Genomic DNA, 25968 nt, shown 5'->3' on the forward strand with positions numbered 1-25968 from the left:
CGTCAGCCTTGGGAACTGATCGGGTAGATCTCGTCGGCCACCAGCCCGTGCGCCTCGCGGTGGACCGTGTTCGCGGCCTCCGCGTCGGGCGCCTCGACCAGGCAGAAGATCTTGCCGGCCTCCTCGTCCACCCAGTACTTCAGATAGTTGACCCCATGACGGCCCTGCGTGGCCAGGTCGGCTTCGTGCGCGGCGGCGACATCCTTCGCCGACACGCCACCCTCGACGTTGTGCACGTCCATGAAAACGGGCATGGCATTGCTCCTGACGGGAGAACGCCCCCGGGGCTGTCCCGGAGGCGTTCTCATCAGACAACCGGACCGTTTGACGGGCCGTTTGACAGCGTCAGCAGGTGGGCTCGCCGGACTGGGCGGGCAGGCTGACCGCGTTCCAGGCCGCCTTGACCGCGTTGAACTGGGTGCAACTGCCCGGGTTCAGGTTCTTGGCCGCCTGCAGGGTCCAGACCCGATATTTCCCGTACGAGGAACTGGACGTCTTCAGGAGCATGGCGTTGTACATGATCTTGATGGCGGCCTGGATGCCCACGCCCGTGACGGTGGTGCCGTTGCAGGTCGAGCTGGCCGGCTGACCGTTGCCGCTGCTGCCCTGGGCCAGCAGGTAGAACCAGTGGTTGCCCGGTCCGGCGGCCGAGTGCACCTCGGAGCCCGGCGTGCTGCTCGAGTAGCAGTTGGCGTCCCCGGCCAGCGACGGGTTGTACATGTAGCGGATCGGGCCGCTGCCGACCAGGTTCACTTCCTCGCCGACCTGGTAGTCGAACGGGTCGTTGGGGTTGGCCGCGTACGCCTCGGTCGCCGCCCCGATCGTGTCGGCGACGAACTCCTGGGTGCCACCCTTCGAGATGCCGCCCGGGGTCTTGTCGTCGATGCCGTGGCCCAGCTCGTGGCCGACCACGTCGAGCGACGAGATCCAGCGACCGGCGGTGTTCTTGCCGATCTGGATCTGCGTGCCGTCGTAGTACGCGTTCTGCTGGTTGAGCCCGACCCGGATCGGCCAGGCGCCGCCCGAGCCGTTCTGGCCGTTGCGGCCCAGCCACGCGGTCAGCATCGCCTTCTGCTTCTGCGCCACGTAGAGCGCGTCGACGCAGCCGGTCTCCTTGCTGGTGCCGTTGCCGTTGCCCCACACGTTGTCGGAGTCGCTGAAGGTCACCCGGGTGGACGCGTCCTGGCAGCTCAGGTTCGTGATCGACGGGTCCTTGAGGGAGTACGTCGAGCCGGACTGCGTGGTGTTGAGGGAGACCGTCCCGTTGATCCAGCCGGTTCCGGTTCCGGTGGCCTCGGTGACGTGCTCCTCGGTGGACAGCACCTTGCCGGTGGCCGCGTCGACGTTCACGGTCAGTCGGCTGACGCCCTCGGCGCTCGTGCCGTTGATCGTGGTCTCGTACGCGAGCCGGGCCGCCGCGCCCTCGGTCGCGATCACCACGAGCCGGGTGCCCTCGACGTTCTCGACCGTCTTGAGCTGGGCCTTCGAGGTGGCGACGGCCGCGCTCTGGCCGACCTTGGCGACGGTCGACAGCTCGCCGATGGCGCTGCTCTGGGCAACCGAGGTGTAGCGGGTCGCGCCGGCGCTGTCGGTGACCACGACGAAGTCGCCGCCCTTGACCGGGAAGCCCTTGTACGTACGGTCGTAGGCCGCGTACGTGAGGCCCTGCGACTTGTAGACCTGCCGCCGCTGGAACGTGTCGTACGCGCCGGCCCGCAGAGCGGACGGCCGGGCCGCGACCACGGCGTCGGCCGCGGCGACCGCGTCCACCGCCGGGGCGGTCGGCTGCGCGACCGCCGGGCCGGACACCGCGACCAGCGCCGAGGCGGCCGCGGTACCGGCGGCCAAGGCGATGACCAGGGGGGTTCGCACCATGTCGGTGTTCTCCTTTCCCGCCCGTCGGGGGGTATCAAGGGCGGAACACCCGGAACGCTATATACCGTCATCGATGTACGAATCAGGGAAAACCCTCGTACCGCCGGAACCAGCCGTACGGGTGTCGCGGGCGGCTCCGGGCCGGGCCGATGATGACGGGCATGGGTGACCGCACGAGGCGGTGGCCGGCGGTGCTGGCCGCACTCCTCGTCGTGCTGGGCGTGATCGGCGCCGCGGCCCGCCTGGACGCCCCGTCGGACGGCAGCGTGATCCGGTTCGGCGGCGCGGCCTGGCGGGGCGACGCGGTGCGGGTGCGGGTCACCGGCGAGACCGCCCTGCGCGACGGCGACGAAGTGACCTCGATCGGCGGCAACCGGCTCACCGGCGGCCTCGAGGTCCGGATCGGCGACACCGTCCCGTACGAACTGCGCGCCGGCGGCACCCGCGACGTCACCCTGACCCGGGCCGACCTCGGGGGCCCGGTCCGCGACGGGTGGGGCGACCTGGTCTTCGTCGTCTCGCTGGCGTTGCTCGCGGTCGCGCTCTCGGTACGCCGGCCGGACGAGCCCGCCGTCCCGCCGCTGCTCGTGGCGGCCGCGGGACTGTTCGGCAGCACGGTCGTGGTGGTCGCCGGACTCCCGGCGGTCGCGCTGGCGATCGGCGGTCCGGGTCCGGTCCTGTACTTCGCGAACACCGCCGGCGCGTACTCGATCGCCTGGGGCGCGTTGTTCGTGCTGGCCCTGCGCTTCACCCCGGACCATCCGTGGGCCCGACCAGCAGTGATCCGGGCCGGCTACGCGGCGCCGCTGCTCGCGATGCTGGCCGTGACGATCGGCGCCGCCCTCACCGGTCCGAACGCGGTGACCCGGTACACGACCCTGGTCGTCGCGCAGAACGCGGTCGTGACGGTGACCGCGCTGGCCGCGATCGTCGCCGGTACGGTCGCCTACCGGAAAGGCCGCGACCCGGCCACCCGCGCCCGGCTGCGCTGGCTGGCCGGCAGCGGCCTGCTGTCCCTCGCGCTCGGCCTGGCCGGATGGCAGATCCCCACCCTGCTGACCGGCGAGCCGCTGCTGCCGGACGGCGCGCTCGGCCTGGCGGCCATGCCGTTCGTGGGCGGGCTGGCCGTCGCGCTGCGCCGCCACCGGCTCTTCGACATCGAGCGCCTGGCCAACCGGTCGCTGGTCTACGCCGCGGTGGTGACCGTGCTGGCCGGTCTCTACACCGCCGTGGTGGCCGTGCTCGTGTCGGTGCTCCGGATCTCCGACGCGGTGGCCGCCGCCCTGGCCGCGGCGCTGGCCGCGCTCGCCCTGGCCCCGCTGCGCTCCGGGGCCGAGGGCCTGGTCAACCGCCTGATGTACGGCAACCGCGACGACCCGGCCCGGGTGCTGGCCGGGCTGGGCGGCCGGCTCGAGAAGGTCATGCTGCCCGGCGACGTCTCCCCCACCGTGGTCGAGACCGTCGCCCGGTCGCTGCGGGTGCCGTACGTGGCGATCGACGTCGGTGACGGCGAACGGCCGGTGGCCTCGTTCGGGGAACCGGTCGGGGCCGTCCACATCGAGGTGCTCCACCACTACGGCGAACCGGTGGGCCGGTTACGGGTGTCCGGGCGGGGCGTGGACGATCCCCTGGAACCGGCCGACCTGGCGCTGATCCGGTCGCTGGCCCAGCAGATCGGACCGGCGCTGCAGGCCGTACGCCTGCACGACGACCTGGTCCGCTCGCGGGCCGAGCTGGTCGCGCTGCGCGAGGACGAGCGCCGCCGGCTGCGCCGCGAGCTGCACGACGGCCTCGGCCCGGCGCTGGCCGCGATCGCGCTGAAGGCCGGACTGGCCGCACGCCAGGTGCCCGACGGTCCCGCCCGGGTGCTGCTGGGCGAGATCGGCGACGAGGTCCGGTCCAGCCTGACCGACGTCCGGCGGGTGGTCGACGCGCTGCGCCCGCCCGTGCTCGACGAGCTGGGCCTGGTCGCGGCGGTGCGGGCCCGGGCCGCCGCGCTCACCGCCGACCTGGTGATCGAGGTGATCGGCCCGGACGACCGGACGGCGCTGCCGGCGGCGGTGGAGATCGCGGCGTACCGGATCGCGGTCGAGGGGATGACCAACGCGGCCCGGCACAGCGGCGGCACCACCTGCACGGTGACCATCGAGACGGGCGAGCGCGAGGTCCGGGTCGAGGTGCGCGACGACGGCGGCGGACTGGCCGATTCCCGTACGCCGGGGGTCGGGCTGCGCTCGATGCGCGAGCGGGCCGCGGAGCTCGGCGGCGAGTGCGCGGTCGAGACGGCGGGCGGCACGGTGGTCTTCGCGCGTCTGCCGCTGCGGGTCGGAGCGCTGCGATGATCCGGCTGGTGCTGGCCGACGACCATCCCGTGTTCGCCCGGGGACTGCGGGCCGTCTTCGAGGCCGAGGACGACTGCACCGTGGCCGAGGTGGCGGGCACCGGCCGCGGCGCGATCGAGGCGGCCCTCCGGCACCACCCGGACGTAGCAGTGCTCGACATCGCCATGCCGGACGGCGACGGCCTGTGGGCGGCCGCGCAGATGCGGTCGGCCGGGCTGACCACCCGGGTGCTGATGCTGACCCTGGCCGACGACGACGTGAGCGTGTTCGCCGCGCTGCGGGCCGGTGCCTGCGGCTACACCCTCAAGGGCGCGCACCCGGACGACATCGTGGCCGCGGTGCGCGCGGTGGCCCGGGGCGAGGCGGTGTTCGGCGCCGGGGTGGCCGACCGGATGCTGCGGCACTTCTCGCGCACCGTCACCACGGCACCGTTCCCCCAGCTGACCGAGCGCGAGCACGAGGTGCTGCGCCTGTTGGCCGCCGGGTCGGACAACACGACGATCGGCCGGCGGCTGGGTGTCAGCAGTAAGACAGTGCGCAACCACGTCTCCAACGTCATCACGAAACTGCAGGTCAACGACCGTACGGCCGCGGTCGTGCGGGCCCGCGAGGCCGGTCTGTAGAAAACCTCCCGGCCGCGGCGGGACATCGTCCCGTGACGCCGGGACGCCGCGGGGGCGACGGTTCCTCCCATGACCACCGGTCTGCTCACCTGCCGGATTCCGGCCCGGCCGCTCGCCGTCGTCAGCGGCGTCTTCGGCCTGGCCGCCGGGCTCTGCTTCGCGCTGTTCGCGGCCGGCCGGTGGGAACGGGCCGGGCTCGCGGCCGACGTGCTCGGCTCGGTGCAGCTGATCACGCTGGCGCCGGTCGCCCTGGCGCTGGGCGAGCGGATGCGGACCGAGCGGGCCGTGCGGATCGCCTGTGTTGTCGTCGCGGCGGCCGCCGTGCTGACCCCGGTGCTGGAAATCGTCACCCGGCAAGGTATCTGGCCCAGTGCCGTGTGCTCCTACCTCATATTCGTCTGGATTCTGCTGGTCAGCCTGACCGGCCACCGGCGGCGCAGCCTGCCCCGGCCGGTCACCCGGGCCGGTCTGCTGATCGGGGCCGCGCTGCTCGCCGGCCTGGTCCTGCTGCTGCCCGGCCTGGTCACGCCGGAGCCGCTGCGGCGGGTGTTCCTGGCCGCCGGCGTCGGCATCGGTGTGCTGGCCACGGCCGCCCAGCCGGTCTTCACCCTGCTGCTCGGCCGCCACGTGTTCAAGGAGGAACCATGAGAAAGACCTATCGCATCCTCGCCTATGTCGTCGCCGCCGAGGTCGTCGTGCAGGCGATCGCCATCGCCTGGTTCGTGGCCGGGCTGGGCAACTGGGTGACCGGCGGCGGTGTGCTCGACAACGCCGCGATCGAGAGCGACGACATGGCGTTCCCCGAGCTGTACGGGCTGATCGTGCACGGCATCAACGGCAGCATCGTGGTGCCGGTGATCGCGCTGGCCCTGCTGATCGTCGCGTTCTTCGCCAAGATCCCGGGCGGGATCAAGTGGGCCGTCATCGTCCTCGTGCTGACCGTCCTGCAGGGACAACTCGGCTATCTCGGCCACGACTACCCGGCCGCGGGCGGCGTGCACGGCCTCAACGCGCTCGCGCTGTTCACCGTCGCCCTGGTCGCGGCGCGGCGCGCACCGGCCCGCGAACCCCGCCCGGCCGAGGCGGCGACGGTCGGGAATGGCTAGGTGGCGGCTGGTGGCCGCGGGGGTGGCCACCGCCGCGATCGTCGGGCCGATCGGCTATCTGTGGCAGGACAGCCTGCTGCCGGACACGTACTCCGCGATGACCATGGGGTACGCGGACACCGGCGGCGGACCGTCCCACCGCGAGCACGGCGGGGGCCGCCCGGTCTCCGAGCTCACCGTGGCCGCCGGGCGCCGGGCGGACGTGTCGATGACGATGGTGGCCCGGTTCGAGGGGGGCCGGTACACGATCAACGGCACGACGCCCGGTCCCCCGGTGCTGGCCGCGCGGGGCGACCTGGTCGAGGTGAAGCTGGTCAACGACAACGTGCCCGCCGGCGTGACCCTGCACTGGCACGGCGTCGACGTGCCGAACGCGATGGACGGCGTCGCCGGCGTCACCCAGGACGCGGTCATGCCCGGCGAGTCGTTCGTCTACCGGTTCCGCGCCGACCGGACCGGGACGTACTGGTACCACTCCCACCAGATCTCGCACGAGCAGGTCATCAAGGGGCTGTTCGGCGCGGTCGTCATCGGCGGGGCGCGGACCGACACGACCGCGCTCGTGCATCTCTACAGCGGTGGCAAACACACGGTGAACGGGGTGGCCGCCGATCTGCCGGTCGCGGCGGCCGCCGGAGCCAAGGTGCGGCTGCGGATCGTCAACACCGACAGCGGGCCGATGGACGCCTGGACGGGTGGGCCGTACCGGCTGCTGGCGGTCGACGGCACCGACGTCCACGACCCGGCTCCGATCACCGGGCGGTCGGTGCGGATCACCGCCGGCGGGCGCGCCGACCTCGAAGTCACCGCGCCGGCCCGCGTGCAACTGGGGGGCAGCCCCAGCATCGTGGTCGGCACGGGCGCGCCGGCCGTCGGGCGGCCCTCCGCGGTTGTCGACCTGCTCGCGTACGGGAAAGCCTCTCCGGTTGCCCTCGGACCGGTCACCCGGACCTTCCGCTACGACATCGGCCGGCGTCTCGGCTTCGTCGACGGGCGGCCCGGCAACTGGTGGACGGTCAACGGCCACATGCTGCCCGACCTGCCGATGTTCGAGGTGAGTGCGGGTGACGTGGTGCGGATGCGGATCAGCAACGACAGCGGCGAGGTGCACCCGATGCATCTGCACGGGCATCACATGCTGGTGCTCGCGCGGGACGGGGTGGCGGCAACCGGGAGCCCGTGGTGGGTCGATTCGCTCAACGTCGCCGACCACGAGACGTACGAGGTGGAGTTCGTGGCCGACAACCCGGGCATCTGGTCGGACCACTGCCACAACCTCAAGCACGCCAAGGAGGGGCTGGTCGTGCACCTGATGTACGACGGGATCGCCACGCCCTATGTCATCGGCGGGCGCAACGCCCCCGAGTGAACTCAGACGATGGGGGCGGTGGTGGTGGCCGGCGGCGTGGGGGCCGGGGGCGTCGTCGGGGCCGGGGTGGTCGGCTCCCTGGTGGGCTCGGTGGTCGGCTCCGGGTCGTCGTCCGGGATCGGCGGTGTGGTCGTCGGAGCCGTCGTCGGGCTGGTCGTGGGGCGGGTGCTCGGGGTCGCCGACGGGGTGGCCGGGGCCGATGACGGGGGCGTGGTCCGGGCGGGCTTCTCCGTGTGAGCCGGGACCCGGACCCGCGTCTTTTTCGCGGCCGGCTTCGTCTTCGAGGGGGACGGGGACGGACTCGTGGCCGTCGGCGTGATCGTGGTCGTCTGGTGGGGCGCCTCGACGGCCGCCTCGGCCTCGCGGCCGCCCGGCGTGACCGTGCCGTTGGCCAGCTGCACTCCGACGACGCTCAGCACCACCGCGACCAGCGCACCGGTCGCGGCGAGGGCTGTGCGGCGGCGGGACCTCCGGCGGGGCGTTGCCGATGCTGGGGTCGTCTGGACCCGGGGCCGCACCGGCAGCACTGTCGGCGCCGCACCGACTCTTCGCAGCGCCTCGGCAACTTCGGCGGCCGACGGGCGCTCGTCCGGGTCGTCGGCCGTGCAGGCCTGGTAGAGACGGGAGATCTCGCGCGGCAGGCCGGCGATGCGCGGCAGCCGGGGCGCGGGACGGCCGTGCCGGGTCGCGAGGACGTCGCCGATGCTCTCGCCGGGCCAGGCCCGCGAACCGGTGAGGCACTCGAAGAGGACCAGGCCGAGCGCGTACACATCGGCCGCCGGCACGGTCGGCTCGCCGCGCAGCTGCTCGGGCGCCAGGTAGGACGGGCTGCCCCACAGTTCGTCGCCGCCCAGTCCGGCCTTGACCGCGATCCCGAAGTCGAGCACCTTGACGCCGTCGGCGGTCAGCATGATGTTGCGCGGGTTGATGTCGCGGTGCACCAGGCACTGCGCGTGCGCGGCGGCCAGCGCACCCGCCGTCTCGGCCGCGAACTCGGCCGCCCGGCGCCAGCGCAGCGCACCCTCTCGGGCCAGCCGGTCGGCCAGCGTCTCGCCGCCGACGAACTCCATCACCAGGTAGGGGCCGTCGCCGGCCTCGCCGTAGTCGTAGACCTGGGCGATGTTGGGGTGACTGAGCCCGGCCGCGGTGCGGGCCTCGCGCAGGACCTCGGTGGCGGCGGCGTCGAAGATCTTGATGGCGACCGGGCGCTTCAGAGTGGTGTCGAAGCCGTAGCGTACGACCGAACTGCCGCCCTCGCCGAGAACCTCGCCGACCCGATAACGCCCCGCGAGCTCGCGCACTGTTTCTCCCCGCTGTCCACAGTGGCTCGAGCCCCCTGTGGTGATCACTGACCGCCACCCTACCCGCAGTTCGGGCGGTGAAACTGCGGCGTACATCTCGATTGTGTGCAGGTCGGGCAAACTTTGGTGTGACAGTGCGGCCCGGCCCGGACAGGTAGAGGTCATGACACCGAAAGATCCCGGCGAGCGGGAGCATCGGCTACGCCGCCTGCACGCCGAGAACTACCCCGATCTGCTGCGCTTCGTCGAGCGGCGGGTCCCGCCGAGCGAGGCCGAGGACGTGGTCTCCACCGTCTTCCTGACCGCGTGGCGCCGCCTCGACGACGTGCCCGACGATGCCCGGCCGTGGTTGTTCGCGGTGGCCCGCCGCACGATGGCCAACCAGTCCCGCTCGTGGCTGCGGCGGCGCGCGCTCGACGTCCGCCTGAACAGCATCGACCCCACCGAGACGCCGGACGGAGCGGCGGGCACGGCCGCCCGCGTCGACCTCGTCCGGGCCTTCCGCTCGCTCAGCGTCGCCGACCGGGAGGTGCTGGCCCTTATCGCGTTCGACGGGCTCACCACCGAGCAGGCCGCGACCATCCTGGGCTGCCGCCGCACGACCTTCGCCATGCGTCTGACCCGCGCCCGTCAGCGGCTGCGCGACGCCCTCGCCGAGACTCCCGTAAAGGACCACGTCTGATGGACCAGAACATGACCGACCTCGCCGAACTGAGCCAGCTGGACCCGGCCCGCGACCGGGAGCCGGACGCCTTCGAGACCCTGCGGTCGGAGGCCGCCCTCGAGCGCATCATCGCCGGCCGCCGCCCCCGCAACGCGGTGGTGTGGCGGGTCGCCACCGGTGCCGCTGTGGTCGCGGCCGGGGTGACCGGCCTGCTCGCGGTGCCGGCCCTCTTCCCGAGCGCCGCCGACAAGGCCTTCGCCGGGTGGACGGCCACCCCCACCCCGGTCGACCCGCAGCAGGTGCTGCCGGAGGCCCGGAACTGCGTCAAGTCGTACGGCGGCGACCCGGCCACGGTGACCGCGGCCGACATCGTGCTGACCGAGCAGCGCGGCATCGCCAAGTCACTGATCGTCAAGCACGGCGGCCAGGCCCTCGAGTGCATGAGCGTCGAGGCAGGCGACACCTACGCGTCGCAGACGCTGCCCGCCGCGCCGCTGACCCCGGCCAACGGCCTGCTGTCGGTCGACACCCGCAGCTCGATCGGCCAGGGCGACACCCAGTACTCCCACGTCGTCGGTTTCGTCACCCCGAAGGTCACCGGCATCGACCTGATCCTGGCCGACGGCCGCACCGTGCACACCAGCACGGCCGGCGGCTGGTGGACGGCGTGGTGGCCCGGTCCCGAGGCGGGCGAGGCCGACACCATCCGGGTCGTCGCCCACACCGCGACCGACTCGACCGAATACCGGATCGCTCAGCTGAGCTCGAAGTAGCGGCGCAGCAGGTTGCGCCACGGCTGTTCGGGCAGGCCGGGATGTAACAGCGCCATCCCGGCGCAGTACTTGCTGATGCTCACCGGGCGGGCGCCCGCCCGGCGCAGCAACTCGTCGGCCGGGCCCCGGCCGCGGGCCGATTTCGTCTCGACCAGCAGCAGGCCGGTCCGCAGACCGGCCGTGACACTACCGGTGGTGAAGGTCAGGTCGGTGTCGAGGGTGACCCGGCACGGCGATGCCGCCGACTTCGCGACGAGCGTCTGGCGGAAATGGCGGACCAGCAGCCGCGGGGTCACGGCGGGGGCGGCGATGCCGTAGCGGTCGGCCAGCACGTAGGTCAGGAACCCGGTCGCGCCGCCGGGGACCGTGCCGAAGTCGGCCGGCCCGACCCGCAGGGCGTGTTTATCGGTGCCGCCGCGGCCGTCCTTGAGCTTGACCTCGAAACGGCACAGACCACGGTCGTACGAGCGGGTGCGGGCCTTGAACCGCAGGCGCCGGCCCTGCCGGTGGTCGTGGAAGCAGGTCAGGCCGGGCGTGTCGAGATAGCTGCTGCGGTAGTCGAAGGCCCGCCGGTCGCCGATCACGAGTCGCCGGTGGGTCGCGGCCAGCTTGTCGGCGATCCGGTCGAACTCCTCGAGGCCGATCAGGTATTTGGTGTCGACCCGCTGCTGCAGGGCGGCTGCTTCGTCCAGTTCGGACAGTCCGATCGGTTCCGCGGCGGCGAGCCGGGCGACGACGTGCCCGGTGGTCACCGGTCGGCGCCGGCGAGGGCGAAGTCGGCCCGGGGCGCGCCGTCGAGGCGCTTGTAGCGGACCGCGACCTCGGTGGTGTCGCGGACGTCGTCGATCTCGAGCACTTCCAGGTCGAGCACGGTGACGCCGAGCCGCTGCTCGGCCGCGGTGTGCAGCTCACGGGAATCCGGGTAGGCCCGGGCCAGCGTCAGCCGGGCGGTGTGCACGCGCGGGTGCAGGCCCGGGTGGTCGGCGATGTAGACCGCGATCAGCAGCACCGCCGACATGATGATCGACAGCACCAGGTTGCGTCCGGACAGGCCGTCGACCAGGGCGAGCACCAGAGCCAGGAAGAAGTAGCCGAGTTCGGCGGTCGAGAACGTCTGGCTGCGCAGCCGGATGATGGACAGCACGCCGAACAGCCCGAAGCCGACCCCGGCCGGGAACATCCCGCCGGTGATCATGGTGAGTGCCACGAACAGGCCGACGTTGAAGCAGACGTACACCATCAGCAGTTCCCGGCCGCTGTGCCGGCGCGCGTAGAGTCCCGCGGTCAGCACCAGCAACGACACCAGGTCCACAGTGGCGCGAAGCAGCAGGTCGGGCACGCGCACTCCTCGAGAAGCGATCACATCGGCATGACGCACGGTAGTGAACGCAGAGTGTCCACTCGGTTACGCCACGCCAGGGACCACTCGCCAGGGTGACCTGCCGTCCGGCGCGCGGACCTCGACTTACTTCGATTCCTCGGGTTACCGTTCGGGAGCGCTCCCAGATCCCCGGACGTCCCCTCTGGAAGGAAGCACCGTGGTCCCCTCTCCCCCTCGGCGACGGCTTGTCCTGGCCGCCGTCTCACTGGCCTGCGTCACGGCCGGCGTCGCCATCGGCGCCGGAACGGCCTCGGCCGGCACACTCTCCGGAACCCTCTACCGCGACCCCGACACCGCCGTCGCCCGCTGGGTGGCGGCCAACCCCGGCGATTCCCGTACGGCGTTGATCAGCTCCCGCATCGCCAGTCAGCCGGCCACCCGGTGGCTGTCCAACTTCAACCTGAGCACGGTCCAGTCCGAGGTCTCGACCTTCGTCGGCGCGGCGGCCGGCGCCGGGCAGGTCCCCGCCCTCACCGTCTACGGCATCCCCAACCGTGACTGTGGCGGCGCCAGCGCGGGCGGCGCCCCCGACCTGACTCAATATCAGACGTGGGTCGGCGGGATCGCCCGCGGACTGGCCGGTCGCACCACGCTGATCCTGCTCGAACCCGACTCGATCGCGCTGCAGACCTGCCTCAGTGCGGGCGAGATCACCGCCCGCGACCAGGCCCTCGCGACCGCCACCCGCACCCTCAAGGCGGCCGGGGCCAAGGTCTATCTCGACGGCGGCCACTCGGCCTGGAACGCGGCCGGTGAGCAGGCCCGCCGACTGGCCGCCGCGGGCGTGGCGGACGCCGACGGCTTCTACACCAACGCCTCGAACTTCCAGTCGACGGCGAACGAGACCGCGTTCGGACGGTCGGTGCTGAGCTCGCTGTCCGGCTCCGGCATCGCGGGCAAGCGCCAGGTCATCGACACCAGCCGCAACGGCGGCGCGGCGGGCGACTGGTGCGGCGACGACAACACCGACCGGCGGATCGGGCGCTACCCGACCCTCGACACCGGCGACGCCAACATCGACGCCTACCTGTGGATCAAGCCGCCGGGCGAGGCCGACGGGTGCGCGTTCCCGGCCGGTTCGTTCCAGCCCGCCCTGGCCAGCAGCCTGGCCACGGGATCGGCGAACCCGCCGGCGACCACTCCCCCGGCCACCACGCCGCCGGCGACCACTCCACCCGTCACCACGCCGCCGGCCACCACCCCGCCCGCGACCACCCCGCCGCCGGCCACCGGTTCCTGCGCCGCGACCTACACGACGTCGAGCTCGTGGAACGGAGGCTTCCAGGGCGCGGTGGCGGTCAAGGCGGGCAGCAGCGCGATCAACGGCTGGTCGGTCTCGTGGCCGCTCGCATCGGGCCAGTCGATCAGCCAGGTCTGGGGCGGGACGCTGTCGGTGAGCGGATCCACGGTCACCGTCCGCAACGCCGCCTGGAACGGCTCGCTCCAGCCGGGCGCGGCCGCCGAGTTCGGCTTCATCGCCTCGGGCCCGGCCGGCGCGTCCGGTCTCGCCTGCTCGGCCTGACACCGATTCGTGAGCCTGCCGGTCATCACGCCGGCAGGCTCACCGCGGAACAACGCGCAGCCGCACCGGCGCTCCCCGTCCTGGGCTGAGCCAGCGCGCTCCCGTAGCCGGCGGAACGTCAGCGCACCGGCAGCGAAACCCGCCGGCCCAGGCCGACCGCAGCGGCAGCGGTGTCGGTGACCATGGCGTACGCGCCACCCGGCACCCCGTCGCGCTGAGCCACCCGGGAGGCTGCCCGGAGCAGCGTCCGCTCGTTGGCACCGGCGATGAAGAACACGTACTCGTCGCCGATCTCCTCGCCGTCCTCGTACTCCTCGATGCCGAGTTCCTCCTCGAGATCGATCATGAAGTCGCCGACGTCGTCGATCCACTCGTCCTCGGCCGTGACCGGGAAGTGGATCTCCACCATTGCTGCCATGCCGACGATGATGTCACCGGCCGGATATCCGCGCCTCAGCGCCTCAGCGCCTCGCGCAGGTTGACCAGCAGCACGCCGATCGAGGCGGCGCCGAGCGCGAACGCCACGACATAACGCCCGTCGAACCACAGCACCACGAGCAGCGCCAGCGCGGCTACCGCAGCCAGCAGGCGAAGCAGAACCGCCAAGAGCTTTCCCCGTACGAGACCCTCCACGCACAACACGCCCAGCAGCCAGATCACCGCGATGTCGACTCCACCGGTGGCCAACGGTGAGATCGTCGCGCCCAGGGCGAGCAGGATCAGCGGGGTGCTCAGCACGGCCCACCACGACATCAGGCGCCCGCGGAAGCCGGTCGCCGCCTCCATCGGCAGCCGCCGGTGGGTCAGGTGGGCGTGCGGCGGCTGGGCCACCGTCTCGGCCACCGCCGTGCGGGCCTGCTCGTCGGCCAGCCGGGTCCGTTCCATCCGCAGGCCGAGCAGCCGCCGTTCCCGCTCGTGCAGCGCCCGCACCTCGGGCGATGCCACCGGCAGACCGGCCGCGGCCAGGGCGAGTTCCCGTTTCAGGGCGGCGATCTCGGCGTCCAGGGCTTTCAGCCGGTCGTCGTTCTCGCGGGTGCGCAGTTCGATCAGGGCCCGCTCGGCCGCCGGGCTGGGGGCGACCTTGGCCAGTCCGGCCCAGCCGATCGGGTCGGCCCACGACTGGCGGGCCCGGCCGTCGCGTTCGTACCGCGGGCCGGCCGGTCCACGTTCGCCGCCGAGCCGGTCGCGGGTGTCGCGGCCCCACAGCCCGCGGAAGTCGCGGACCCAGCCGGTGTCCTCGCCGATCACCACCGCCTGCCACGCCTCGGGCTGTCCGGGGCCGACCGCCCGGCCGTCGCCGCGGGCGTAGTCGACGTACGGGATGCCGACGCCCGACTGTCCCTCGGCCGCCCACGGCGCGAACAGGCGGGCCGCCCAGCGCAGCGCCCCGACCACACCGCGCAGTCGTGGCGGTCGTACGGTAATCAGATAGTCACCCGGCAGGTAGGCGCCCGAGTGCGAGCCCGCCCCGACGTAGACCACCGGATGCCGCCCGTCGACCAGGGTCAGGTCCGGGTCGTCCCAGCGCCGCCGCAGGTCGTCGCCGATCTCGTCGTGGGCCGAGAAGACCACCCAGCGCGGCGGCGGCAGCCCGTCCGGCCCGGTCTCACCGGTGCCGTCCAGATAGACCGTCACCTGCTCCCAGTCGGCCTCGTGCTCGTTGACCCCGCCGAACGCCGACCGCCAGTTGTTGAAGCTGTAGAAGTACCAGTACTGGCACACGATCCACGGCTCGTCGCGCAGCACCCGGCCGTAGTAGACCGGCCGATCGGGTTCGAGGTGGTCGCGCTGCAGCAGGAACGAGTGGTTGGCGCTGCCGCCGGGCATGCTGCCCCGGAACAGCAGCGAGATCCGGTTGGCCGTGTCGATCAGCCGGGCGGTCAGGCCGACCGACGCCAGCCGGCTCGACCGCCGCAGGTGGGGTGGCCTTTCCCGGAGCGGGATGTGGACCACGCCGAGCCGGCCGAGCGACTGCCCGACCCCGGACAGCGAGAGCTGCAGCCCCTGCCCGGCGCCGCCGGCCGCGGCCAGCCCGTCGAGGGTCAGCCCGCCCGGCTCCACCTGCTCGACCGGACTCTCGCCGGCCTCGAGCCGCCACAGCCCGGCCCGTTCGACATACCGTTCGGCCGAGACCGGGAAGAAATACTCCCCCTGGGTGAAACGGGCCACCGGCTCGTAGGCGCGCAGCAGTCGCAGATCGTCCTCAGTCCCCACGCTCGGCCACGCTACCGGCCCGTCCGGCCCGGGATAGGTTGGGCGGTATGGAATACCGCACTCTGGGGCGCAGCGGCTGCGCCGTCTCCTCGCTCTGTCTGGGCACGATGACCTTCGGCAACGAGTCCGACGAGAAGGTGTCACACGCTCAGCTCGACCGCTTCGCCGAGGCCGGCGGCACGTTCGTCGACACCGCCGACGTCTATTCGGCGGGCGAGTCCGAGAGCATCATCGGCCGCTGGCTGGCCTCCCGTCCGGCCGACGTGACCGACGCCGTCGTGCTGGCGACCAAGGGCCGTTTCCCGATGGCCTCCGACCCGAACGGCGCCGGCTTGTCGGCCCGCCACCTGACCCGCGCGCTCGACGCCTCGCTGTCCCGGCTCGGCGTCGACGCGGTCGACCTCTACCAGGCCCACTCGTGGGATCCGCTCACCCCGCTCGACGAGACGCTGCGCACCCTCGACGGGTTCGTCCGGTCGGGCAAGGTCCGCTACTACGGGTTCTCCAACTTCACCGGCTGGCAGCTGACCAAGGCGGTGGCGCTGGCCCGCGAGCTCGGCCTGGCCGGTCCGATCAGCCTTCAACCCCAATACAACCTGCTCGTACGCGGTATCGAGCACGAGATCGTCCCGGCCTCGCTGGATGCCGGTCTCGGACTGCTGCCGTGGAGCCCGCTGGGCGGCGGCTGGCTGACCGGTAAGTATCGGCGCGACCAGCGGCCGACCGGCGCCACCCGGCTCGGCGACAATCCCGAGCGCGGCATGGAGGCGTACGACCGGCGCAACAGTGCCCGCACGTGGGACGTCATCGACGCCGTGCAGCGGGTCGCCGAGGCCCGGGGCGTGTCGATGGCCGAGGTGGCCCTGGCCTGGGTGACCGACCGCCCGGCGGTGACGTCGACGATCCTGGGCGCCCGCACCCTCGACCAGCTCGACGCCAACCTGAAGGCGGCCGGCCTGCACCTGACGCCCGAGGAAAATGCCGTCCTCGACGAGGCGAGCGACATGGGGGCGAACGACTACCCGTACGGGCCGCTCGGCCTCGACCAGCGCAGCCGCACTATCTAGGGCTGCTGCTCAGGGCCTTGCGGAGCAGAACCGTCAACTGCTCCTGCTCCGCGAGGCTGAGCTGGGAGACGGCCGAGCGCGCGAACGCGAACGACCCCTCGAACTCGGCGTAGCGGGCCTCGCCCTCGGGGGTACGCACGATCTGCCGGGAGCGCCGGTCGTGCGGGCCGGTCTCCCGGCGTACGAGATCACGGGCCTCGAGCCGCACGATGATCTGGGTGATGTTGGAGGCGTCGCAGCCGAGCACGCCGGCCAGCTCGCTCATCCCCCACGGCCGGGTCAGCCGGCCCAGCACGCAGGCCTGGGCCGGGGTCAGCCCGTGCTGCTCGGCGGCCACCTCGTAGGCCCGGTCGTAGGCGTCGACGAAGTCGAACATCGCCACCTCGGCCTCGGTCGAGGCGGCCACGGGACCCGACGGAACTGCCATGCGGCCCACTCTACCAAAAAGCTTGAGCGAATTAAGCTTCTATGCTTTAGTCAATCAAGTATCTACTGAGGAGGCCCGCATGACCCGCACTGTTCTGGTGACCGGCGCCCGCGGCAAGACCGGCCGTGAGGTGGCGGCACAACTGCTGAGATCCGGAATCGCCGTCCGGGCCGGATCGTCCGCGCCGTCGGCCGAGGTCCGGTTCGACTGGGACGATCCGACCGGCTGGCCCGCCGCGACCGACGGCGTGGACGCGATCTATCTCGTACGCCCGGACCGCCCCGACGCGCCCGAACTGGTCGGCGCGCTGACCCGGCTGCATCCCGGGATCCCGGTCGTCCTGCTCTCCGAACAGGGGGCCGACCTGCTCCCGCCCGGCCACTGGGCCCGCCGGGTGGAAGATGCGGTGACCAGCCGGGCGAGCTCGTGGACCCTGCTGCGGGCGTCGTGGTTCCACCAGGTGCTGACCGACCCGCGCTTCTACCGCGACAGCATCCGCGACGACTCGGTGCTGAGCCTGTCGACCGGCGGCGGGGCGATCGCCTGGGTCGACACCCGCGACATCGCGGCCGTGGCAGTCGCTGCCCTCGCCGGGCACGGAGAGCACGCCGGTCGCGCGTACACGCTGACCGGCCCGGCCGCCCTGGACGTCGGGACCGTGGCCAAGGAACTGTCGTCCCGGCTCGGCCGGACCATCCACGCCGAGGATCCCGAGGTGTCGGGCGACGGCGACCCGTGGATGGCCGAGGTGCTGGCCGACCTGCGGGAACGACTCGTGCGGGGCGACTTCGCGACCGTCTCGCCCGCGGTCGAGCAGGTCACCGGCCGCTCACCGATCTCGATCGAGGAGTTCATCGGGGCCCACGCCGACGAGTGGGGACCGCGGTGAACCGCGAGATGCGCGGGGCCGGCGCCGGCACGATGCTGGTGCGGCTCAGCGACTGACCAGTTGGAGGACCTGCTCGATCTGGGCGGGCGTGGGCAGGATGCGTACGGCCTCGTCGATCTCGGCCTCGGCCCACTCGCGGTGCTGCGGCTCCGTGTCCGGGTCGGCGGCGATGCGGACCTGACGCCGCAGGAAGTTCAGGCGCGAGGCGACGAGCATGGTGAAGTCGCCGGGCCGGGTGAGGCGCGCCGGCCCACCCGCCTCGATGTACGCCTCGTGGAACATGCGCATGGCGTCGACGTCGGCCGGGCCGTCGCAGAACCAGTCGAAGAGGTAGCGGGTCAGTTCACGAACCGGTTCGGCCGGGCCGACCTGGTCGAGGTCGACCACCACGAGTTCGCCGTCCGGGCCGGCCAGCACGTTCTCCGGATGCAGGTCGCGGTGGCAGAGCCGGGTCGTGGCCAGGTCAGGCGGGGAGACCATGGCGCACAGCTCGGGCAGGGTGCGGAGCCGGGCGTCCCAGCCCGTGCGCCGAATCTCGGGCCACCCGGTGAGCGGCGGCGGAGTGTCGTACCAGGGGTCGGGCTCGTCGCCGTCGGGCTCGGCTCTCGCCGCCGGCGCCTCCCGGTGCAGCCCGGCCAGCAGGCGCCCCAGCGCGGCCGGATCGACCGGATCGATCGGCCGCAGATCGAACCAGTCGAGGCGGCGCAGCCAGCTGCCCTCCGGCATGCGGTGCACATAGTTGCCGTCGGTGCCCGGGTAGGAGGCCGGCACCGCGACCCCGGCCCGCGCCGCGGCACGAGTGAAGGCCAGCTCGGCCTCGATCGTGGCCGGGGACGGTGGCGTACCGAAAAGCTCTTTGACCGCATAGGTGTCCGCGCCCGCCTGCACCCGCCAGATCCGGCCGAGCGCTCCCCGCGGTCCGGCCGTGACGACCGCGTCCGCAGGCAGGCCCAGCACTTCGGGCAGTTCCACCGGCGTCACCGTACGGGCTGGACGATCTGCGTCTCCCAGTCGGCCGGGTCGGGGACCTCGCCGGGGTCGGTCAGATAGGTCTCGCGCGGGGCGCCGTCGGCCGTCAGCCCCTGGTCACGGATCCACTTCTCGATCTCCTGATAGGAGTCGGGCAGGCCGTCGTAGGAGCCCTTGTGGATGGCGACCGCCGCCCGCCCGGCCGGGAGCGCGAGCACCTCGATGCCGTCACCGGGCTCGTCGGCCGGCGGGGAAGCGATGCTGATGCCGCCCTCGATGACCAGCGACCCCATGCCCACCTCGGGATAGCGGGCGAACGGCGGTCCGGTGATCGCCAGCCCGTGCTGCTGGGCGTAGCCGAAGACGGCCGGGAGGGTCTCGCCGAGGGCGGTCGCAATCTCGTCGCGGGTGATCCGGCGACGCATCACCAGGGCATAGGAGGCTTGCAGGTCGACAAGGGAGATGTCCAGCGGCACAGCGGGAGTCCTCTCGAGGATGCTGATGCGGTAGAGACCGATGCACGGCGCGGCCGAGCGCACCGTCGCGGCGTGCACCGCCGCGACACGGCGACCGGCGACATGCAGCCCGCGGGCTCGATAGCTCCGCGGGCTGTGGCCGAACTGGCGGGTGAACGTGCGGGTGAAGACCTCGTGACTGGCGAACCCGTGGCCGGCCGCGATCGCCGCCACCCGGCGGTCACCGGAGAGCAGCTCGGCCGCGGCCCGCGCGGTGCGGACCCGGGTGGTGTACGCCTTGGGCGTCTCGCCGGTCAGATGCCGGAACCGGCGGTGCAGGTCGAAGCGGGACCGGTGGGCCAGCCGGGCCAGCACGGTCAGCGAGACGTCGCCATTCGTCCGGGCGTTGACGGTGGCGAGGAGTTGCAGCAACTGGCTCGGCGACACGAGGAGGAAAGTACACCGCGGGCGGCACCACGACTTGACGAATCTTGCCGTGGTGCCGCCCGCGAGCGGGGATCAGGCGGCGGTGACCAGACCGCTGGCCACCGGCTCGAGGGCCGACTTCAGGATTTCCCGTACGTCGGCGACGACGTGCACGGTCAGGGCGGCCAGCACGTCGGCCGGGACCTCGTCCAGATCGGGCTCGTTGCGCTTCGGCAGGAAGATCTCGGTCAGTCCGGCCCGCTGGGCGGCGAGCAGCTTCTGCTTCACCCCGCCGATCGGCAGCACCCGGCCGGTCAGCGAGACCTCACCGGTCATCCCGACCTCGGCCCGCACGTTGCGGCCGAGCAGCAGCGAGACCAGCGCCGTGGTCATGGTGACCCCGGCCGAGGGCCCGTCCTTGGGCACCGCGCCCGCGGGCACGTGCAGGTGGATCGGGTGGTCGAGCTGCTCGGGCGAGATGCCGAGCTCCTCGGCGTGGGCCCGCACGTAGGACAATGCGATCTGGGCCGACTCCTTCATCACGTCACCGAGCTGGCCGGTCACCGACAGGCCACCCTTGTCGCCGGGCAGCAGCGACGCCTCGATGAACAGCACGTCACCACCCATGCCGGTGACGGCCAGGCCGGTGGCGACGCCGGGGACGGCGGTCCGCTCCGACGACTCCGGGGTGAATCGCGGCCGCCCGATCAGGTCCTTGAGGTCGGCGGCGTCGACGGTGGCGGGCAGGTCGCTCAGGGCGGCCTTGCGGAACGCCTTGGCCAGCAGGCGCTCCATCGACCGTACGCCGGCCTCGCGGGTGTAGTTGGCGGCGATCTCGCGCAGCGCGTCCTCGGTCACGGTCACCTCGTCGGCCGACAGGGCAGCCCGCTCCAGTTGCCGGGGCACCAGGAAGTCGCGGGCGATGGCGACCTTGTCGCTCTCGGTGTAGCCGTCGATCGAGATGAGCTCCATCCGGTCGAACAGCGCCTGCGGGATCGTGTCGAGCACGTTGGCCGTGGCGATGAACAGCACGTCCGACAGGTCGAGATCGAGGTCGAGGTAGTGGTCGCGGAACGTGTGGTTCTGCGCCGGGTCGAGCACCTCGAGCAGGGCCGCCGCCGGGTCGCCGCGGAAGTCGCTGCCGACCTTGTCGACCTCGTCCAGCAGCACGACCGGGTTCATCGAACCGGACTCCTTGATGGCCCGCACGATGCGTCCGGGCAGAGCCCCCACGTACGTACGGCGGTGGCCGCGGATCTCGGCCTCGTCGCGCACGCCGCCCAGGGCGACCCGCACGAACTTGCGGCCCAGGGTGCGCGCGACCGACTCGCCGAGCGAGGTCTTGCCGACCCCGGGCGGGCCGGCCAGCAGGATCACGGCGCCGGAGCCGCGGCCGCCGATCTTCTCCAGGTGCCGGGACTCGCGGCGGGCGCGGACGCCGAGGTATTCGACGATGCGCTCCTTGACCTCGTCCAGGCCGTGGTGGTCGGCGTCGAGCACGGCGCGGGCCGCTTCGAGGTCGACGTTGTCCGTGGTGCGGACGTCCCACGGCAGGTCGAGGACGGTGTCGAGCCAGGTGCGGATCCAGCCCGCCTCGGGGTTCTGGTCGCCGGCCCGCTCGAGCTTGCCGACCTCGCGCAGCGCCGCCTCGCGGACCGCGTCGGGCAGCGGCGCCGCCTCGACCCGGGCCCGGTAGTCGTCGTTGCCGCCGGTCTCGTCCTCGCCGAGTTCCTTGCGGATCGCCTTGAGCTGCTCGCGCAGCAGGTATTCGCGGTTGCGCTTCTCGACCGACTCGCGCACGTCGGTCTCGATCTTGTCGCTGACCTCGGACTCGGCCAGGAAGTCGCGGGTCCACTCGATCAGCCGGCCCAGCCGCGCCTCGACGTCGGGCGTCTCCAGCAGCTCGCGCTTGCGGTCGTTGGAGAGGTAGGGCGCCCAGCCCGCGGTGTCGGCCAGGTCGCCCGGGTCGTCGATGGCGCTGACCGAGTCGATGACCTGCCACGCCTCGCGGCGCTGGAGCACCGATACGACGAGCTGCTTGTACTCCGCGGCCAGCTCGCGGGCGTGCTCGGTCGGGGTGGTGGCGGCGACCGGTTCGGCCTCGACCCACAGGGCCGCGCCGGGGCCGGTCACGCCGATGCCGATGCGGGCCCGTTCGCCCGTACGCAGCACGGCCGCCGGGGTGCCGCCGCGAGCCTTGCCGACGCGCTCGACCTTGGCCACGACACCGTACGAGGCATAGCGGTTCTCGAGTCGCGGAGCGATCAGCAGTTCGGAGCCGGCCGAGGTGCGGGCGGCGTCGACGGCGGCCAGGGCGGCCTCGTCGAGCTCGACCGGAACGACCATGCCGGGCAGAAGGACGACGTCATCGAGGAACAGGACGGGAAGTCGTTTGGTGGTCACCCGGTACCTCCGAGAGAGTTGAGTATGTCGCGCTCAACCTCGGACGGTTCCGGCTTCTTCCGGCGTTCACTCTGAGCGGAAAGCCAGCACTTCCCCAGCGCTCGGAAAGGGCGTGTTTGGCGATTGTCCGCGGCTGGGAACCAGTGCCGCCGACGACATCGAATGAGGAGCTTGAAATGGAAGTAACCGGCATTATCACCGCGATCATCATCGGCCTGATCATCGGTGCTCTGGGCCGACTGGTCGTGCCCGGCAAGCAGAACATCCCGATCTGGCTGACCATCCTGATCGGCATCGTCGCGGCCATCATCGGCACGTTCATCGCCGCAGCTCTCAACGTGTCGGACACCTCCGGCATCGACTGGATCGAACTGCTCATCCAGGTCGTGCTGGCCGCGCTCGGTGTCAGCCTGGTGGCCGGGATGTACGGCCGCCGCCGCTGAGCCCTGTCTTTATGGAAAGCCGCCGTCGCGCACGGCGGCTTTTCCTTTTACGCTCGCCCCGAAAAGGTGACGACCGCCTCAATTCCCGATGGCACCGCCGGGTCGAGGCGTACCGATCCGCCCCCGGCCACGGCCAGTTTGCGGACCAGAGCCAACCCGAGCCCGGTGCCGCCGGGAGCAGAACCGGGCGCCCGCCAGAACGGCTCGAGCGCGGCCGTACGCTGCTCATCACTCAGCCCCGGCCCGTGATCCACGACGCGGAGTTGCCCGGCCCGCACCACGATGGTGACCGTGCTGCCCGCGGGCGCGGCGCGCAGCGCGTTGGACAGCAGGTTGTCGAGGATCTGCTCGACCGCCCCGCTCATGGCCGGCACCCGGGCCGGCCCGTCGTCGGTCAGGGCCAGCGTCACGTCCTGCTTGCCCGCCAGCGGCCGCCACACCTCGGCCCGTTCGGCGGCCAGCGCGGTCAGGTCGACCTCTTGCGGCGCCTGGTCCGGATGGTCGGTGACGGCCATGTCGAGGAGCGTGTCGACCATCCGGCTCAGCCGCTCGGCCTCCGCCAGCGCCGCTTCGAGGCCCTCCTCACCCGCCGGGGTGACGTCCGGTTCGAGGTTCTCCAGCCGCAGCCGCAGCGCCTGCAACGGGCTCTTGAGCTGGTGCGAGGCGTGGTCGGCGAACGAGCGCTGGGCGTCGAGCAGTTCGTGCAGCCGTACGGCGGTGGTGTTGAACGTAGCCGCCAGCCGGCGCAGCTCGGGCGGGCCGGAGCCGTCGGGCACCAGCGTCGGCTCGCCGCCCGCGGCCAGGTTGCGGGTCGCGTGTTCCAGGGCCCGCACCGGCCGGGCCACCCAGCGGGCCAGCGCGACGGCGACGCCGACCACCACGGCCAGCACGATCAGCGAGGCCACGGCCAGGATGAACCAGAACTGGTGGACACTGCGGGTGACCGGGGCGAGCGGGGCACTGAGGCGTACGGCGCCGGAAGACTCGGAACGGAAGGGCTCGGTCACCGACAGCACGGCGACGCCGTCGAGGCGGGCGATCCGGCTGCCGGCCACCGGAAGCGGCCCGGCCCGGCCGTCCCGGGTGCTGAAGAGCACCCGCCCGGCGCCGTCGAACACCTCGACCTCGCCGTCCCACTGCCGGGCGGCGGCCCGCGCCATGTCGGCGATCCGGTCGCCCTCGGCGCCCTCGAGGTCGGCCCCGATATAGGCGGCCAGCACGGTGGCCTCGTGCTGCAGGGACTGGAAGGCCTGCTGACGCTCGCTGCGCTGATAGATCCAGCCGAGCGGGACGGCCAGGCCGCACAGCACCAGGACGGTCAGGGACAGGTAAGTCAGCAGGAGTCGCCGGATCATGATGCGGCCAGCCGGAGGCGGAGTCGCCGGATCATGACGGTCAGTCGAGCGCGACGAGCCGGTAGCCGACCCCGCGCCGCGTCTCGATCCAGGCCGGATCGCCGAGCTTGCGGCGCAGCGACGCCACGTGGAAGTCGAGCGTCTTGCCCGACGCCCCGGGCACCGACGCCCACACCGAATCGAGCAGGGCCGGCCGCAGCACCACGGCCCCGCCGCGGGCGGCCAGCGACACCAGCAGGTCGTACTCGCGCGGGGCCAGGGCCACCGGCACCCCGGCCACGCTGACCTGGCGGGCGGCGTGGTCGATGCGCAGCCGGCCGAACTCCTGGGCCGCCTCGGCCGGCACCGGCCCGGTGGTCGCGCCGGATCCGCGCGTGCGGCGGTCGACGGCCCGGATCCGGGCCACCAGCTCACGGATCCGGAACGGCTTGGCCACGTAGTCGTCGGCGCCGCCCTCGAGACCACGCACCAGGTCGGCCTCGGTGCGGCGGGCGGTCACCATGATGATCGGCACGTCGTGGTGCGCGCGCCGCAACGCCCAGCACAGGTCGACGCCGTCGATGTCGGGCAGCCCGAGATCGAGCAGCACCATGTCGGGCGCCGCCGCGGCCAGCGCCTGCGCCCCGGTCGCCACCCGGTGCGCCGTCATGCCGAACCGGGCCAGCCCCTGGACCAGAGGCACCGCGATCGCGTCGTCGTCCTCGACCAGAAGCAGCTGCACCCGGCCGACCTTACGCGGCGCGGTTGACCCTGCCCCAGGGGCAGGGAGTGCACTGAGATCCATGTCAACCGCACCCGTGCTGCTGACCCGGCGGCGCATCCGGTTCATCTTCTTCGCCCTGTTCGCGGGCATGCTGCTGGCCAGCCTGGACCAGATGATCGTGTCGACCGCGATGCCGACCATCGTCGGGGACCTCGGGGGCGTACGGCACCAGATCTGGATCGAGACGTCCTACCTGCTGGCGATGACCGTCGTGATGCCGGTCTACGGCAAGTACGGCGACGTGCTCGGGCGACGGCGGCTGTTCCTGGTCGCGATCGCGCTGTTCACGCTGGCCTCGGTCGGCTGCGCGCTGGCCACCGATTTCTGGACGTTCGTCGCGTTCCGGGCCGCGCAGGGCCTGGGCGGCGGCGGCCTGATCATCCTCAGCCAGGCGATCATCGCCGACATCGTCTCGGCCGGTCAGCGCGGCAAGTACCTCTGCCCGCTGGGTGCGATCTTCGGCATCTCGCTGATCGGCGGGCCACTGCTCGGCGGCTTCTTCGTCGACCACCTGACCTGGCACTGGGCCTTCTACGTGAACATCCCGTTCGGCCTCGCGGCGTTCGTGATCGCCCTGGTCGCGCTGCAACTGCCGAGCCGCCGGTCCGGGAAACCGATCGACGTACTGGGCGTCCTGCTGATCTCGGTCGCGACGTCGTGCCTGGTGCTGTTCGCGAACTTCGGCGGCGACCTGGAACGCGGCTGGACGGCGTGGGAGACGTGGGCCTGGGGTGCCGGGTTCGTGGTGTCGGCGATCGGTTTCGTGGTCGTCGAGGCGCGGGCGGCCGATCCGGTCATCCCGCTCGAGCTGTTCCGCAACCCGGTGTTCGTCAACGCCACCGCGATCGGGCTGGCGCTGGGACTGGGCATGTTCACGGCGATCGGGTTCGTGCCGACGTTCCTGCAGATGGCGTCGGGCACGTCGGCCGCGGGCTCCGGACTGCTCCTGCTGCCGATGATGCTCGGGCTGATCGTGGCGTCGGGCGTGGCCGGGATCGCCATATCCCGTACGGGAAAATACAAGATCTTCCCGATTCTCGGCGTGCTGCTCATCGGCGCCACGACGCTGGCGATGACCACGCTCGACGGCGCCACCGCGATCTGGCTGATCTGCGTCTACCTGCTGGTCTTCGGGGCCGGTCTCGGGCTGATCATCCAGGTCGTGGTGCTGGTGGCGCAGAACGCGGTGCCGGCGGGGCAGCTCGGCACGGCGACCAGCACCAACAACTACTTCCGCGAGGTCGGGGGCGTGCTCGGGACGGCGGTGTTCGGCGGACTGTTCGCGAGCCGGCTGACCGACGAGCTGACCAGGGTGTTCGCCGGTGGAGAGGCGGACGCGTCGACGTTCGACCCGCAGATTCTGAACCGGCTGCCGGAGGCGGTCCGCGAGGGCGTCGTGAACGCGTACGCGCAAGCCCTGACCCCGGTCTTCTGGTATCTGCTGCCGTTCATCGCGGGCGCGCTCGTGCTCGCGCTGCTGCACCGGCAGATCCCGCTGTCGGACACGGCCGGCATGGTCGCGCGGGGCGAGGCCATCACCGGAGAGGTGGCCGAGCGGCTCGAGGCGGAGCGTCTGCGCTCGTCGTAGGCCGGGCGGCCAC

25 protein-coding genes are annotated in these 25968 nt (G+C 72.2%); 12 read left to right on the top strand and 13 right to left on the bottom strand.

The window, feature by feature from the left end; translation table 11 throughout:
* Positions 1-2 precede the first annotated feature (2 nt).
* Together KOI35_RS30450 and KOI35_RS30455 are read right to left on the bottom strand one after the other, a co-directional pair.
* Positions 3-254, bottom strand: coding sequence for a DUF4242 domain-containing protein (locus tag KOI35_RS30450; protein WP_215792108.1), 252 nt, complete (start codon positions 252-254; stop codon positions 3-5).
* Positions 255-345: 91 nt separating this feature from the next.
* A complete protein-coding gene (locus KOI35_RS30455) occupies positions 346-1875 on the bottom strand; it encodes a M4 family metallopeptidase (RefSeq protein WP_215792109.1) in 1530 nt (509 codons plus the stop codon).
* 161 nt (positions 1876-2036) lie between these two features.
* Between KOI35_RS30455 and KOI35_RS30460 the strand changes: the two genes are divergently transcribed.
* From KOI35_RS30460 to KOI35_RS30480, 5 genes are all read left to right on the top strand, one after another.
* On the top strand, positions 2037-4217 hold the full coding sequence (locus tag KOI35_RS30460; protein WP_215792110.1) for a sensor histidine kinase: 2181 nt from the start codon (positions 2037-2039) through the stop codon (positions 4215-4217).
* Positions 4214-4840 (top strand): response regulator, encoded by a 627-nt coding sequence (locus KOI35_RS30465; protein WP_215792111.1) that lies wholly within the window; start codon positions 4214-4216, stop codon positions 4838-4840. Before KOI35_RS30460 ends, KOI35_RS30465 begins: the two co-directional genes overlap by 4 nt.
* A gap of 69 nt (positions 4841-4909) precedes the next feature.
* Positions 4910-5488: a hypothetical protein gene (locus tag KOI35_RS30470; RefSeq protein WP_215792112.1), complete on the top strand. Its 579-nt coding sequence runs from the start codon at positions 4910-4912 to the stop codon at positions 5486-5488.
* Positions 5485-5946, top strand: coding sequence for a hypothetical protein (locus tag KOI35_RS30475; protein WP_215792113.1), 462 nt, complete (start codon positions 5485-5487; stop codon positions 5944-5946). Before KOI35_RS30470 ends, KOI35_RS30475 begins: the two co-directional genes overlap by 4 nt.
* Positions 5939-7315 carry a multicopper oxidase family protein gene (locus KOI35_RS30480; RefSeq protein WP_215792114.1) on the top strand — a complete coding sequence of 459 codons (1377 nt, stop codon included), beginning with the start codon at positions 5939-5941 and terminating at the stop codon, positions 7313-7315. Before KOI35_RS30475 ends, KOI35_RS30480 begins: the two co-directional genes overlap by 8 nt.
* Positions 7316-7317: 2 nt before the next feature.
* Here the strand turns inward: KOI35_RS30480 and KOI35_RS30485 are convergent, their stop codons facing one another.
* Positions 7318-8616: a serine/threonine protein kinase gene (locus tag KOI35_RS30485; protein ID WP_215792115.1), complete on the bottom strand. Its 1299-nt coding sequence runs from the start codon at positions 8614-8616 to the stop codon at positions 7318-7320.
* Between the two features lie 163 nt (positions 8617-8779).
* On the opposite strand from KOI35_RS30485, the gene KOI35_RS30490 reads away from it, so the two are divergent.
* A complete protein-coding gene (locus KOI35_RS30490) occupies positions 8780-9298 on the top strand; it encodes an RNA polymerase sigma factor (RefSeq protein ID WP_215792116.1) in 519 nt (172 codons plus the stop codon).
* Positions 9298-10053, top strand: a complete 756-nt coding sequence (locus KOI35_RS30495) for a hypothetical protein (protein ID WP_215792117.1) — start codon at positions 9298-9300, stop codon at positions 10051-10053. The genes KOI35_RS30490 and KOI35_RS30495 overlap by 1 nt, the downstream gene beginning before the upstream one ends.
* On the opposite strand, the gene KOI35_RS30500 is transcribed toward KOI35_RS30495, so the two are convergent.
* Both KOI35_RS30500 and KOI35_RS30505 read right to left on the bottom strand, forming a co-directional pair.
* Complete coding sequence (locus KOI35_RS30500) at positions 10035-10805, bottom strand: polyphosphate polymerase domain-containing protein (protein WP_215792118.1); 771 nt, start codon at positions 10803-10805, stop codon at positions 10035-10037. The genes KOI35_RS30495 and KOI35_RS30500 overlap by 19 nt on opposite strands.
* On the bottom strand, positions 10802-11392 hold the full coding sequence (locus KOI35_RS30505) for a DUF4956 domain-containing protein (protein WP_215792119.1): 591 nt from the start codon (positions 11390-11392) through the stop codon (positions 10802-10804). The genes KOI35_RS30500 and KOI35_RS30505 overlap by 4 nt, the downstream gene beginning before the upstream one ends.
* 199 nt (positions 11393-11591) lie before the next feature.
* Here KOI35_RS30505 and KOI35_RS30510 point away from each other — a divergent pair, with 199 nt between their 5' ends.
* Positions 11592-12956 (top strand): glycoside hydrolase family 6 protein, encoded by a 1365-nt coding sequence (locus tag KOI35_RS30510; protein WP_215792120.1) that lies wholly within the window; start codon positions 11592-11594, stop codon positions 12954-12956.
* 118 nt (positions 12957-13074) lie between these two features.
* On the opposite strand, the gene KOI35_RS30515 is transcribed toward KOI35_RS30510, so the two are convergent.
* Together KOI35_RS30515 and KOI35_RS30520 are read right to left on the bottom strand one after the other, a co-directional pair.
* On the bottom strand, positions 13075-13374 hold the full coding sequence (locus KOI35_RS30515; RefSeq protein WP_215792121.1) for a hypothetical protein: 300 nt from the start codon (positions 13372-13374) through the stop codon (positions 13075-13077).
* Between the two features lie 35 nt (positions 13375-13409).
* Positions 13410-15170, bottom strand: coding sequence for a hypothetical protein (locus KOI35_RS30520; protein WP_215792122.1), 1761 nt, complete (start codon positions 15168-15170; stop codon positions 13410-13412).
* A gap of 47 nt (positions 15171-15217) precedes the next feature.
* Here KOI35_RS30520 and KOI35_RS30525 point away from each other — a divergent pair, with 47 nt between their 5' ends.
* Positions 15218-16237: an aldo/keto reductase gene (locus tag KOI35_RS30525; RefSeq protein WP_246614048.1), complete on the top strand. Its 1020-nt coding sequence runs from the start codon at positions 15218-15220 to the stop codon at positions 16235-16237.
* On the opposite strand, the gene KOI35_RS30530 is transcribed toward KOI35_RS30525, so the two are convergent.
* Entirely contained in the window at positions 16230-16664 is a 435-nt protein-coding gene (locus KOI35_RS30530) for a MarR family winged helix-turn-helix transcriptional regulator (RefSeq protein WP_215792123.1), read from the bottom strand. The genes KOI35_RS30525 and KOI35_RS30530 overlap by 8 nt on opposite strands.
* 79 nt (positions 16665-16743) lie before the next feature.
* Between KOI35_RS30530 and KOI35_RS30535 the strand changes: the two genes are divergently transcribed.
* Positions 16744-17553 (top strand): Rossmann-fold NAD(P)-binding domain-containing protein, encoded by an 810-nt coding sequence (locus KOI35_RS30535; RefSeq protein ID WP_215792124.1) that lies wholly within the window; start codon positions 16744-16746, stop codon positions 17551-17553.
* Between the two features lie 45 nt (positions 17554-17598).
* Here KOI35_RS30535 and KOI35_RS30540 read toward each other — a convergent pair whose 3' ends face one another.
* The 3 genes from KOI35_RS30540 to lon all read right to left on the bottom strand — a co-directional run bounded on the left by KOI35_RS30540 (position 17599) and on the right by lon (position 21806).
* Complete coding sequence (locus KOI35_RS30540) at positions 17599-18525, bottom strand: phosphotransferase (RefSeq protein ID WP_215792125.1); 927 nt, start codon at positions 18523-18525, stop codon at positions 17599-17601.
* A 5-nt stretch (positions 18526-18530) separates the two neighbouring features.
* The gene (locus KOI35_RS30545; RefSeq protein ID WP_215792126.1) at positions 18531-19424 is read right to left on the bottom strand and encodes a helix-turn-helix domain-containing protein; all 894 of its coding nucleotides are present in this window, start codon (positions 19422-19424) and stop codon (positions 18531-18533) included.
* Positions 19425-19496: 72 nt separating this feature from the next.
* A complete protein-coding gene (gene lon, locus KOI35_RS30550; RefSeq protein ID WP_215792127.1) occupies positions 19497-21806 on the bottom strand; it encodes an endopeptidase La in 2310 nt (769 codons plus the stop codon).
* 176 nt (positions 21807-21982) lie between these two features.
* On the opposite strand from lon, the gene KOI35_RS30555 reads away from it, so the two are divergent.
* Entirely contained in the window at positions 21983-22249 is a 267-nt protein-coding gene (locus KOI35_RS30555) for a GlsB/YeaQ/YmgE family stress response membrane protein (protein ID WP_215792128.1), read from the top strand.
* A 47-nt stretch (positions 22250-22296) separates the two neighbouring features.
* Here KOI35_RS30555 and KOI35_RS30560 read toward each other — a convergent pair whose 3' ends face one another.
* Both KOI35_RS30560 and KOI35_RS30565 read right to left on the bottom strand, forming a co-directional pair.
* Entirely contained in the window at positions 22297-23604 is a 1308-nt protein-coding gene (locus KOI35_RS30560) for a sensor histidine kinase (protein WP_215792129.1), read from the bottom strand.
* Between the two features lie 40 nt (positions 23605-23644).
* On the bottom strand, positions 23645-24325 hold the full coding sequence (locus tag KOI35_RS30565) for a response regulator transcription factor (RefSeq protein WP_438870638.1): 681 nt from the start codon (positions 24323-24325) through the stop codon (positions 23645-23647).
* Positions 24326-24386: 61 nt separating this feature from the next.
* Between KOI35_RS30565 and KOI35_RS30570 the strand changes: the two genes are divergently transcribed.
* The gene (locus KOI35_RS30570) at positions 24387-25955 is read left to right on the top strand and encodes a DHA2 family efflux MFS transporter permease subunit (protein ID WP_215792131.1); all 1569 of its coding nucleotides are present in this window, start codon (positions 24387-24389) and stop codon (positions 25953-25955) included.
* Positions 25956-25968: the final 13 nt, after the last annotated feature.

Source organism: Paractinoplanes bogorensis (genome assembly GCF_018829635.1).
GTDB lineage: Bacteria > Actinomycetota > Actinomycetes > Mycobacteriales > Micromonosporaceae > Actinoplanes > Actinoplanes bogorensis.

What these genes read in the sequence shown, in the direction of transcription:
- KOI35_RS30450 (WP_215792108.1), bottom strand. Translation starts at nt 254, where the DNA reads ATGCCCGTTTTCATGGACGTGCACAACGTCGAGGGTGGCGTGTCGGCG.
- KOI35_RS30455 (WP_215792109.1), bottom strand. Translation starts at nt 1,875, where the DNA reads ATGGTGCGAACCCCCCTGGTCATCGCCTTGGCCGCCGGTACCGCGGCC.
- KOI35_RS30460 (WP_215792110.1), top strand. Translation starts at nt 2,037, where the DNA reads ATGGGTGACCGCACGAGGCGGTGGCCGGCGGTGCTGGCCGCACTCCTC.
- KOI35_RS30465 (WP_215792111.1), top strand. Translation starts at nt 4,214, where the DNA reads ATGATCCGGCTGGTGCTGGCCGACGACCATCCCGTGTTCGCCCGGGGA.
- KOI35_RS30470 (WP_215792112.1), top strand. Translation starts at nt 4,910, where the DNA reads ATGACCACCGGTCTGCTCACCTGCCGGATTCCGGCCCGGCCGCTCGCC.
- KOI35_RS30475 (WP_215792113.1), top strand. Translation starts at nt 5,485, where the DNA reads ATGAGAAAGACCTATCGCATCCTCGCCTATGTCGTCGCCGCCGAGGTC.
- KOI35_RS30480 (WP_215792114.1), top strand. Translation starts at nt 5,939, where the DNA reads ATGGCTAGGTGGCGGCTGGTGGCCGCGGGGGTGGCCACCGCCGCGATC.
- KOI35_RS30490 (WP_215792116.1), top strand. Translation starts at nt 8,780, where the DNA reads ATGACACCGAAAGATCCCGGCGAGCGGGAGCATCGGCTACGCCGCCTG.
- KOI35_RS30495 (WP_215792117.1), top strand. Translation starts at nt 9,298, where the DNA reads ATGGACCAGAACATGACCGACCTCGCCGAACTGAGCCAGCTGGACCCG.
- KOI35_RS30515 (WP_215792121.1), bottom strand. Translation starts at nt 13,374, where the DNA reads ATGGCAGCAATGGTGGAGATCCACTTCCCGGTCACGGCCGAGGACGAG.
- KOI35_RS30525 (WP_246614048.1), top strand. Translation starts at nt 15,218, where the DNA reads ATGGAATACCGCACTCTGGGGCGCAGCGGCTGCGCCGTCTCCTCGCTC.
- KOI35_RS30530 (WP_215792123.1), bottom strand. Translation starts at nt 16,664, where the DNA reads ATGGCAGTTCCGTCGGGTCCCGTGGCCGCCTCGACCGAGGCCGAGGTG.
- KOI35_RS30535 (WP_215792124.1), top strand. Translation starts at nt 16,744, where the DNA reads ATGACCCGCACTGTTCTGGTGACCGGCGCCCGCGGCAAGACCGGCCGT.
- KOI35_RS30555 (WP_215792128.1), top strand. Translation starts at nt 21,983, where the DNA reads ATGGAAGTAACCGGCATTATCACCGCGATCATCATCGGCCTGATCATC.
- KOI35_RS30560 (WP_215792129.1), bottom strand. Translation starts at nt 23,604, where the DNA reads ATGATCCGGCGACTCCTGCTGACTTACCTGTCCCTGACCGTCCTGGTG.
- KOI35_RS30570 (WP_215792131.1), top strand. Translation starts at nt 24,387, where the DNA reads ATGTCAACCGCACCCGTGCTGCTGACCCGGCGGCGCATCCGGTTCATC.